Here is a 1,464-nt window from a genome sequence, read left to right as displayed (position 1 = left end):
AAAAATAAATCAATCATGGTCATCATCCTCTCATTATCTTAATCTTCTAGTTGTTCAAGAAAATATGCTATCTTCTTTAGCTTGTCCTCAGCAAAGTTGAAAACACCATTCTTCCACTTACTTAATGTGGTGTACTCAATGCCAACCTTTTCTGCTACAAACTTCATTTTCAAGCCATTGTCTTCCAACTTCTTAATGAATATTGCCCTAATCCTTTTATTAGCTTCATTCATTGTTCATCAACTCCTCCAAATTTTATTGGTGTTAAGGGTAAAAAAATAGCTTCCTACCTCTCTACTAATCTATACTGATAGGGTATACCACTTTTATTGGAGTAGAATATGTAATACTTCATTCTACCACACTTTTTTCTACTATACAAGTATTATATCATAATTTTTTATTTTTGTCAAATTTTCTACTACTAACCTATTGACATAGTATTTTACTTGTGTTATGGGGCATTTTCTTTGAAACTGTTTAAAAGTTTTTTAAAATATTTTCTTCCTATATATAATCTTCTTTCAAACCTGTTTTATATGCTGTCACTTAGTACAAAACTTTTTTTGCCCTACCCTATATTGTAGCTAGAATAACAGATTCAGCAAATACAACTTGAAAAGTTTTTAACCTCCTCATAAAGTAAAACCTTTAACTCAGCCAAAAAGTGTCACTTTCTCAAAAAGAAAATTCTCTCCCTATATTTTATCTACCTTTGAAAGCACTTTTGTGTCATTCTGGCATAAAAAAAATACCTCTCATAGTTTATAGACCTGTGGAAGCACTTTTTTCCATGTTTTGTTCCAAACTTTTTTTACCCCTACACCTTATATAGTATTTCAGAGCCAAAAAGTAACACAAACTGACAAATAAAAAAGACCTCCACATTGGGAAGTCTTGATAAAAACCACATTTTATTCATATTCATTCAGCAATGCTTCAATGGCTTCATTAATGAAAGCTGTCTTGAATCCTCTTTTGTTCTTGGACAATCTATCAAGCCTTTTAGCTAGGTCTTTTCTAAATAGGAATGTTGTTCTGATATGTGTGTCCTCAACAGTTGGTTTGCTGACCTTCTCTTGATACTTCTGTTGTAGCCTTTCAGCCACTGATTTAACTGTGGTGGTGCTATTCTCTTCTACTTCTTCTAAGACCTCCTGTGAGCCTTCTGGTGCAGTTTCAGTAGCATTCTGTGGTGCTTCTTCTACTACTTCATTATTTGTTGGGTTAGTTGCTTCTACTGGATTCATTGGTGTATTTTCTCCTTCATTTCCACTTAATTGTTCAAAAGCATTATTTAACTGTCTTCTTTGCTTTGCCATATTCAATCCACTCCTTCATTAATTCAAAATAAGCACTCACAATATCATTTTTAGAATCAGTCCATACAGCAGGCTTACCCTCATAAGCAGTGCTGTTGGCAAATCTGATTGATTTAGGGATAATTGTTTCATACATGGTTAT

General features: G+C 33.0%; 2 protein-coding genes. Both read right to left on the bottom strand.

The window, feature by feature from the left end; all coding sequences use genetic code 11:
* Nucleotides 1–38 precede the first annotated feature (38 nt).
* Nucleotides 39–233 (bottom strand): helix-turn-helix domain-containing protein, encoded by a 195-nt coding sequence (locus tag BR30_RS0116210; protein WP_026565885.1) that lies wholly within the window; start codon nt 231–233, stop codon nt 39–41.
* Nucleotides 234–914: 681 nt separating this feature from the next.
* Nucleotides 915–1,322 carry a hypothetical protein gene (locus tag BR30_RS35285; RefSeq protein WP_051633651.1) on the bottom strand — a complete coding sequence of 136 codons (408 nt, stop codon included), beginning with the start codon at nt 1,320–1,322 and terminating at the stop codon, nt 915–917.
* Between the last annotated feature and the right edge of the window lie 142 nt (nt 1,323–1,464).

Source organism: Bacillus sp. UNC41MFS5, assembly GCF_000686805.1.
The sequence above is the reverse complement of the archived record's forward strand: the minus strand, read 5'-3'. Positions and strand labels throughout refer to the sequence as shown.